General features: G+C 65.9%; 6 protein-coding genes. All 6 read left to right on the top strand.

Annotation, left to right across the window (positions count from 1 at the left end):
• Window positions 1-1,059: alanine/glycine:cation symporter family protein (locus tag Y705_RS19665; RefSeq protein WP_049822702.1), on the top strand; the 1,059-nt coding region annotated here is incomplete at its 5' end.
• A 124-nt stretch (window positions 1,060-1,183) separates the two neighbouring features.
• Window positions 1,184-3,634, top strand: a complete 2,451-nt coding sequence (gene pcrA, locus Y705_RS0112315) for a DNA helicase PcrA (RefSeq protein WP_444826187.1) — start codon at window positions 1,184-1,186, stop codon at window positions 3,632-3,634.
• A gap of 144 nt (window positions 3,635-3,778) precedes the next feature.
• Window positions 3,779-4,945 (top strand): ADP-forming succinate--CoA ligase subunit beta, encoded by a 1,167-nt coding sequence (gene sucC, locus Y705_RS0112310; RefSeq protein ID WP_026533075.1) that lies wholly within the window; start codon window positions 3,779-3,781, stop codon window positions 4,943-4,945.
• A 12-nt stretch (window positions 4,946-4,957) separates the two neighbouring features.
• The gene (sucD, locus tag Y705_RS0112305; protein WP_026533074.1) at window positions 4,958-5,860 is read left to right on the top strand and encodes a succinate--CoA ligase subunit alpha; all 903 of its coding nucleotides are present in this window, start codon (window positions 4,958-4,960) and stop codon (window positions 5,858-5,860) included.
• A gap of 161 nt (window positions 5,861-6,021) precedes the next feature.
• Window positions 6,022-7,077: a zinc-dependent alcohol dehydrogenase family protein gene (locus Y705_RS0112300; RefSeq protein ID WP_026533073.1), complete on the top strand. Its 1,056-nt coding sequence runs from the start codon at window positions 6,022-6,024 to the stop codon at window positions 7,075-7,077.
• 130 nt (window positions 7,078-7,207) lie between these two features.
• Window positions 7,208-8,545 (top strand): MDR family MFS transporter (locus tag Y705_RS19660; RefSeq protein WP_275450813.1); only part of this gene is annotated, 1,338 nt, incomplete at its 3' end.

Raw genomic sequence — 8,545 nt, 5'->3', positions numbered from 1 at the left:
AAGTACCTGCCGATCGCGTTCGGCAAGTTCGGTTCCATCCCGGCCAAGATCCTGACCGGCATCTTCGCCGTCGCCATCCTGATCTTCGGCATTGCCGGTGGCAACATGTTCCAGGCCAACCAGACCTTCGCCCAGGTCCAGAACGTCACCGGCGGTGCCGACGGACTCCTCGGAAGCGCCGGAGCGGCCCTCATCTTCGGCCTTGTCCTCGCGGGCCTCGTGGCCGTGGTGATCCTCGGCGGCATCAAGTCCATCGGTGCCACCACCAGTCGGCTCGTACCCGCCATGGGCATCGTCTACGTCGTGTCCTGCCTCCTGGTCATCCTGGTGAACCTCGGCCAGGTCCCTGAAGCGATCGGCTCGATCTTCGCCGGTGCGTTCAACCCCGAAGGAATCGCCGGCGGAATCCTCGGCGTCATGATCGTCGGCTTCACCCGCGCAGCCTTCTCCAACGAGGCAGGGCTCGGCTCAGCAGCCATCGCCCACTCCGCGGTGAAGACCCGCCGCCCGGTCAGCGAGGGCTTCGTCGCCCTCTTCGAACCGCTCGTCGACACGGTGCTCATCTGCACCATGACCGCCCTGGCCATCATCATCGCCGGCGCACCAAGCCTCCAGGCCGGGATCGACCAGGTGCAGGCAGGGGAAGGAACGCCCGACGGCGTCATCCTCACCTCCGATGCCTTCGCCACCGTGTTCCCCTGGTTCCCGGTGGTGCTCGCCATCGCTGTGACGCTGTTCGCCTACTCAACCCTCATCACCTGGTCCTACTACGGCCTGAAGTCATGGGAGTACCTGTTCGGCCGCGGCAAGACCTCGGAAGTCATCTACAAGGTCATCTTCCTGTCCTTCACCGTTGCCGGCTGCGTGCTGACCTTCAGCCAGGTCATCAGCTTCGCCGATGCCGCCCTGTTCGTCTGCGGCTTCGTGAACCTGCTGGGTGTCTACCTGCTGCTGCCCGTCATCAAGCGGGAGATGAAGGAATACCTTGCGGACCGCAAGAGCGGGAAGCTGGCCATCCTCGGCATCGAGGAAGACGAACTGCGCACCGAGAAGAACTAGTCCATCGGAAGCGCCCTGCGCTTCCCCTTCCGCGTGACACTGAAGCCCCCGGCCCTGCCGGGGGCTTCAGTGCTGGAAGCGATGAGTGTCAGGGGCACCGCCTAGACTGGGAAGCACAATGGATATGCTTTTCGACCAGTACCTCGACCCCCGCCCCACCCGGAATGCAAGCAAGCCCGAGGGGAACAGGCCGGTGTCCCCGCCCGATCCCTCCGACCCGGCCCTGAGTTCCGCCCCCGGAACGAGGGGGGCGGACGAACAGCGGGCCGCTGAGCTGCTCGAAGGGCTCAATCCGCAGCAGGAGGAGGCGGTCCGCCATCTCGGCTCGCCACTGCTGATCGTCGCCGGAGCGGGCTCGGGCAAGACGCGCGTCCTCAGCCACCGGATCGCCCACCTCCTGGCCACCGGGCGGGCCCATCCCGGCCAGATCCTCGCCATCACCTTCACCAACAAGGCCGCCGCGGAGATGCGTGAGCGGATCGAAGCGCTGGTGGGTGATGTCGCCAAGCGGATGTGGATCTCCACGTTCCACTCCTCGTGCGTGCGCATCCTGCGCCGCGAAGCGGCATCGGTGGGGCTGAATTCGAACTTCTCGATCTACGACTCGGCGGACACCCTGCGCCTGGTCACCCTCGTCGCCAAAGGCCTTGACCTCGATCCGAAGAAGTTCGCGCCGAAGGCCATCCAGCACAAGATCTCGGCGCTGAAGAACGAGCTCATCGACGAGGAGACCTACGCGAGCACCATCAGCCTGTCGGACCCGTTCGAGCAGGCCGTCTCCGAGGTCTACACGGGCTACGCGCGGCGCATGCGCCAGGCCAACGCGATGGACTTCGATGACCTGATCGCCCAGACGGTCTTCATGTTCCGTGCCTTCCCCGGCGTTGCCGACTACTACCGGCGGCGCTTCCGTCACGTGCTCGTGGATGAGTACCAGGACACCAACCACGCGCAGTACGCCCTGGTGCGGGAGATCGTCGGCGTTCGCGGGGAGTCGACCGACGACCCTGCCGAACTGACGGTGGTGGGCGACTCGGACCAGTCCATCTACGCGTTCCGCGGCGCGGACGTGCGCAACATCGTGGAGTTCGAGAACGACTACCCGAGTGCCCGGACCATCCTGCTGGAGCAGAACTACCGCTCCACGCAGACCATCCTGAGCGCTGCCAATGCCGTCATCGCACGCAACCCCAACCGGCCCGAGAAGCGACTGTGGACCGCAGAGGGCAACGGCGAGAAGATCGTCGGCTACGTCGGTGAGAACGAACACGAGGAAGCCCGGTTCATCGCCGAGGAGATCGACCGGCTCCAGGACGAGGACAACCTGCGCCCCGGCGACGTCGCGGTGTTCTACCGCACCAACGCCCAGTCCCGCTCCCTCGAGGAGATCCTGATGCGCGTGGGCCTGCCCTACAAGGTGGTGGGCGGCACCCGATTCTATGAGCGCAAGGAGATCAAGGACGCGCTGGCGTACCTGCGCGTGCTGGTGAACTCCGACGACGTCGTCAACCTCCGCCGGATCCTCAACGAACCCAAGCGCGGAATCGGTGACCGCGCCGAATACGCGGTCGCCTCCCTCGGCGAACGCGAGCGGACGAGCTTCATGGCTGCCCTCCGGCGTGCCGGTGAGGCGCCGGGCATGGCGACCCGCTCGGTCAACGCAGTGGCGGGTTTCGTGAAGCTCATCGACGATCTCGCCGAAGTGGCCGCCGGTTCGGGTGCCTCCGCGGCCCTCGAGGCGGTCCTCGAACAGACCGGGTACCTCGAACAGCTGCGCACCAGCAACGATCCGCAGGACGAATCGAGGGTGGAGAACCTCGCCGAGCTGGTGGCCGTGGTCCGGGAGTTCGAACGCGACAACCCGGACGGCACGCTCGGCGATTTCCTCGAACAGGTGTCGCTGGTGGCCGACGCCGACCAGATCCCGGACGCGCCCGAGGGCTCGCCCGCCGAGGTGGAGCGGGCCGTGGCCGAGGCGCGCAGGCAGGGCGTGGTGACCCTCATGACGCTGCACACGGCCAAGGGGCTCGAGTTCCCCGTGGTGTTCCTGACCGGTATGGAGCAGGGCATCTTCCCGCACCAGCGGTCGGCGACGGACCCGAAGGAGCTCGCCGAGGAGCGCAGGCTCGCCTACGTGGGCCTGACGCGTGCGAGGGAACGGCTGTACCTCACGCGGTCCGAGGTCCGCAGCATGTGGGGCCAGAGCCAGTACAACCCGGCAAGTCAGTTCGTGGGCGAAGTGCCCGAGGAGCTGATCGTCTGGAAGCGCGAAGGGGCGGCGAAATCGGCGTGGACCACCGGGGGGAGCATCAGCGGACCCCGATTCAGTGGGTCCTACTGGGGTGCCGGCGGAGGTGGTGCGTCATCGGCCCCGGCAAAGGCGATCGGCCGAGTGCAGCCGCAGAAGGAAGTGGTCTCCGTGGGGGTGGGGGACCGGGTCAACCACGCGAGCTTCGGGAGCGGCACGGTGCTCGCCGTCGAAGGATCGGGAGACAAGACGGTGGCCAAGGTGAGGTTCGACGCCGGTGACAAGCGGCTCCTGCTGCGGTACGCGCCATTGACGAAGGAAACCTGAAAGCCCTAGCTCATGCGCAGGTTTTTCTACAACTCATAGAACTGTGTGCTTACTCACTAAAGGGCTAGTCTTGAAAAGGCCTCCTGCGCCAAGGGACTAAAGTTCCCTCTGTAAACCTACTTCGACGTAGAAGGACACTAATCCGTGGACCTGTTTGAATACCAGGCGCGCGATCTCTTTGAGGCACACGGAGTACCCGTGCTCGCCGGCATCGTGGCGCATACCCCTGAAGAAGCAAAAGCAGCAGCCGAGAAGATCGGCGGCGTTGTCGTCGTCAAGGCCCAGGTCAAGGTTGGTGGCCGAGGAAAGGCCGGCGGCGTCAAGGTCGCCAAGACCCCTGAGGAAGCTCACCGCTACGCCTCCGACATCCTGGGCATGGACATCAAGGGCCACACGGTCCACAAGGTGATGATCGCGCAGGGCGCGGACATCGCGGAGGAATACTACTTCTCCGTGCTGCTGGACCGATCGAACCGCAACTACCTGGCCATGTGCTCAGTGGAGGGCGGCGTGGAGATCGAGCAGCTCGCCGTCGAACGCCCCGAGGCCCTGGCCCGCGTGGCCGTGAATCCGGGAGTGGGAATCGACCAGGCGAAGGCCGACGAGATCGTCGAGGCCGCAGGCTTCGCACCCGAGCTCCGGGCCGACGTCGCCACCACCATCCTTCGGCTGTGGGACGTCTTCGTGAAGGAGGACGCCACGCTCGTCGAGGTCAACCCGCTGGTGAAGACCGGTGCCGGCGAGATCATCGCGCTGGACGGCAAGGTCACCATCGACGAGAACGCCTACTTCCGCCAGGAAGGCCACGCTGCCCTCGAGGACAAGGACGCAACGGATCCGCTCGAGGCCAAAGCCAAGGAACACGACCTCAACTACGTCAAGCTCGACGGCGAAGTAGGCATCATCGGCAACGGCGCCGGTCTTGTCATGTCGACGCTCGACGTCGTCGCGTACGCCGGTGAAGCGCACGGCAACGTTCGGCCCGCGAACTTCCTCGACATCGGAGGCGGAGCCAGTGCCGAGATCATGGCGGCGGGACTCGACGTCATCCTGAACGACGCCCAGGTCAAGAGCGTCTTCGTCAACGTCTTCGGCGGCATCACCTCCTGCGACGCCGTGGCCAACGGCATCGTGAAGGCACTGGAGATTCTCGGGGACAAGGAGAACAAGCCCCTCGTGGTCCGGCTCGACGGCAACAACGTCGAAGAAGGCCGCCGCATCCTTTCAGAGGCCAATCACCCCTTGGTGACCCTCGCCACCACCATGGACGAAGGCGCCGACAAGGCCGCCGAGCTGGCTTACGGAAAGTAAAGGTTTCTCTCTATGTCTATCTACCTGAACAAAGATTCAAAGGTGATCGTCCAGGGCATCACCGGCGGCGAGGGCAGCAAGCACACCGCCCTCATGGTTGCAGCAGGAACCCAGGTCGTGGGTGGCGTCAACGCCCGCAAGGCCGGAACCACCGTCACCCACGGCGATGTCACCCTGCCGGTGTACGCCACGGTCGAGGAAGCGGTCGCTGAGACCGGGGCCGACGTCTCCATCGTCTTCGTGCCACCGGCTTTCACCAAGGACGCCGTCGTCGAAGCCATCGAAGCCGGCCTCGGCCTCGTCGTGGTCATCACCGAGGGCGTTCCGGTGCAGGACTCGGCCGAGTTCTGGGCGCTCGCGCAGACCAAGGTCGACGCCGACGGCAAGCAGATCACCCGGATCATCGGTCCGAACTGCCCCGGCATCATCACTCCGGGCGAGTCGCTCGTGGGCATCACGCCGGCGAACATCACCGGCAAGGGCGGCGTGGGCCTGGTGTCGAAGTCCGGCACGCTCACCTACCAGATGATGTTCGAGCTGCGCGACCTCGGCTTCTCCACAGCGATCGGCATCGGTGGGGACCCTATTGTCGGCACCACCCATATCGACGCGCTCGAAGCCTTCGAAGCCGACCCTGAGACCAAGGCGATCGTCATGATCGGTGAGATCGGAGGAGACGCCGAGGAGCGCGCCGCCGAATTCATCAAGGCCCACGTCACCAAACCGGTCGTCGGTTATGTGGCGGGATTCACGGCACCTGAAGGAAAGACGATGGGCCACGCGGGCGCGATCGTATCCGGTTCCGCAGGCACCGCGCAGGCCAAGAAGGAAGCCCTCGAGGCTGCGGGGGTCCGGGTCGGCAAGACGCCGTCCGAGACGGCAGCCCTTCTGCGCGAGGTCTACGCGAGCCTCTAGGCTCCCGCTCGTTCCACTGGGAATAAGGCACGACGACGCCCCGGCCGCCCCTGGCAGCCGGGGCGGCGTCGTGTTCTCCGGAGATTCCCGCGCCGGGATCCCGGCGCGTAGGGTTGGATCCGGGAAACAACCAACAGCTCTACGACTTCCAAGGAGAATTCATGCGCGCCACAATCATTCATGGTCCAGGCGACATCCGTGTTGAGGACCGGGATTACCCCTCCGTCATCCGCGCCACCGATGTGGTTGTGAGGGTGACTGCCTCCTGCGTCTGCGGGTCCGACCTCTGGCCCTACCGGGGCGTGGGGAAGGCGAGGGAGCCCAAGGCCATCGGCCATGAGTTCGTCGGTGTGGTGGAGGCGGTCGGCGACGACGTCACGAAACTGTCCGTGGGCGACTTCGTCATTGCGCCCTTCGTCGACAGCTGCGGGGCCTGCCCCCAGTGCGTCAACGGCGTGACGGTGGCGTGCGACCATCTGACGTCCTGGGGAAGTACCGACGAGCACGGTGATTACGTGGACGGCGGCCAGGGCGAGGCCGTCCGTGTACCGCAGGCCGAGGGCACGCTCCGGAAGGTCGAGGGCGTCACGGAACCGGACCCGGAGCTGACTGCGAGCCTGCTCACGCTCTCGGACGTCATGTCCACGGGCCACCACGCCGCGGTCAGTGCCTCCGTAGGTCCCGGACGTACCGTCGTCGTCGTGGGCGACGGCGCGGTCGGCCTCTGCGGAGTGCTTGCCGCCAAGCGGCTCGGCGCCACCCGGATCATTGCGATGTCGCGGCATGAGGACCGGCAGGCGCTGGCCCGGGAGTTCGGCGCCACGGACATCGTCGCCGAGCGCGGCGACGACGGCGTCGGACGAGTCCGGGAGCTCCTCGGGGGAGTGCTGGCCGACTCGGTACTCGAGTGCGTGGGCACCAAGGAATCGATGGACCAGGCACTGCGCAGCACGCGGCCGGGCGGAAGCCTCGGCTTCGTCGGGGTGCCGGCCGGGGGGCCCGAAGTCCCGATCGGTTACCTTTTCGCGAAGAACATCTCCGTGGGCGGCGGAATGGCTCCTGCCCACACCTACATCCCCGAACTGCTCGAGGATGTCCTTGCCGGCAGGATCAATCCCGGCAAGGTATTCGACGTCGTGATGCCTCTCGATGAGGCGGCCGAGGCCTATAAGGCGATGGACGAGCGCCGTGCCATCAAGGTGCTGCTCAGGCCCTGACTCCGGGGTGGAAGCGAGCCGGCGGCGCGGCCCTGGGGCGGCGCCGCTGTGCCGTCAAGGGACGTGTGATTTCGGGCGCAGTTACCGGATTCCGATTGTGGATCCCGGGAGCGGGTGCAAGAATAGTTCGGTGAGTCAACTAAAATCCCGCTCGGCCGACCCCCGGAGCAACGCGCCGGCGAGGGAGGCCAAATTCGTGCTCGTCTTCGTGGCACTGATGCTTTCCATGCTGCTTTCGGCCCTGAACCAGACCATTCTCGGAACGGCTCTGCCCACGATCGTGGGTGAGCTGAACGGTGCAAGCTCCATGCTCTGGGTCATCACGGCCTTCATCCTCGCCTCGACGATCACCATGCCGATCTACGGCAAGCTCGGGGACCTGGTGGGGCGCAAGCATCTGCTCATCAGTGCCATCCTGATCTTCCTCGTGGGCTCCGTGGTGGGCGCCCTCGCACCGGACATGGCCTGGCTGATCGTCGCCCGTGTGATCCAGGGGCTCGGCGGCGGCGGGCTCATGATCCTCTCGCAGGCCATCATCGCGGACATCGTGCCCGCCCGTGAACGCGGCAAGTACATGGGACTGATGGGAGGCGTCTTCGCCTTCGCCTCAGTGGTGGGACCGCTGATCGGCGGGTGGCTCACCGAGGGCCCCGGGTGGCGCTGGGTGTTCTGGTTCAACCTGCCGGTCGGAGCCCTGGCGCTCGTCGGGGCCACGCTGTTCCTGCGGCCGAAGGCCGTGCGGGTCCGCCCCACGCTGGACCTCTGGGGCATGGTGTTCATTGCGATGGCCACCACCGGCCTGGTGCTGGTCAGCAGTTGGGGTGGCAGCACCTATGACTGGACGAGCCCGGTGATCCTGGCCCTCATCGCGGCCACCGTCGTCTCTGCGGTGGCCTTCGTGCAGGTGGAACGGCACACTGCCGAGCCGATCATCCCGATGGCGCTCTTCCGGGACCGCAACTTCAAGCTCACTACGGTGGCGGGCCTGCTGACGTCGGTGGCCATGTTCGGATCCATCGGCTACATGCCTACCTACCTCCAGATGGCGACGGGCGCTTCGGCCACCGAGGCCGGCATGCTGATGATTCCCATGATGGGAGCGCTGCTGGTCTCGTCGATCGTCTCGGGACAGCTCGTTTCCCGGACGGGCAGGTACAAGTGGATGCCGATCACAGGCTCGGCCATCATGGTGGTGGCCCTGGTGCTGATGGGCATGCTCGAGCCGTCCTCCGCGGTGTGGTACATCTGCCTCGACCTGGGGATCCTGGGCCTTGGCCTGGGCCTGAACATGCAGATCCTGGTGCTGATCGTCCAGAACTCCTTTCCGCTCAGCCAGGTGGGAACTGCGACGGCGGCCAACAACTTCTTCCGGCAGATCGGCGCCACGCTCGGGTCGGCAGTGGTGGGCAGCCTGTTCGCCTCACGCCTGACCGGCTTCCTGGACGAGCGGCTTCCCGCCCAGGCGGCC

The sequence above is a fragment of the Arthrobacter sp. H41 genome (genome assembly GCF_000520535.1).
GTDB lineage: Bacteria > Actinomycetota > Actinomycetes > Actinomycetales > Micrococcaceae > Arthrobacter_D.
The sequence above is the reverse complement of the archived record's forward strand: the minus strand, read 5'-3'. Positions and strand labels throughout refer to the sequence as shown.

Bases quoted from the DNA above. Each gene is read 5' to 3' on its own strand.
- sucD (WP_026533074.1), top strand. From the start codon at position 4,958: ATGTCTATCTACCTGAACAAAGATTCAAAGGTGATCGTCCAGGGCATC.
- Y705_RS0112300 (WP_026533073.1), top strand. From the start codon at position 6,022: ATGCGCGCCACAATCATTCATGGTCCAGGCGACATCCGTGTTGAGGAC.
- pcrA (WP_444826187.1), top strand. From the start codon at position 1,184: ATGCTTTTCGACCAGTACCTCGACCCCCGCCCCACCCGGAATGCAAGC.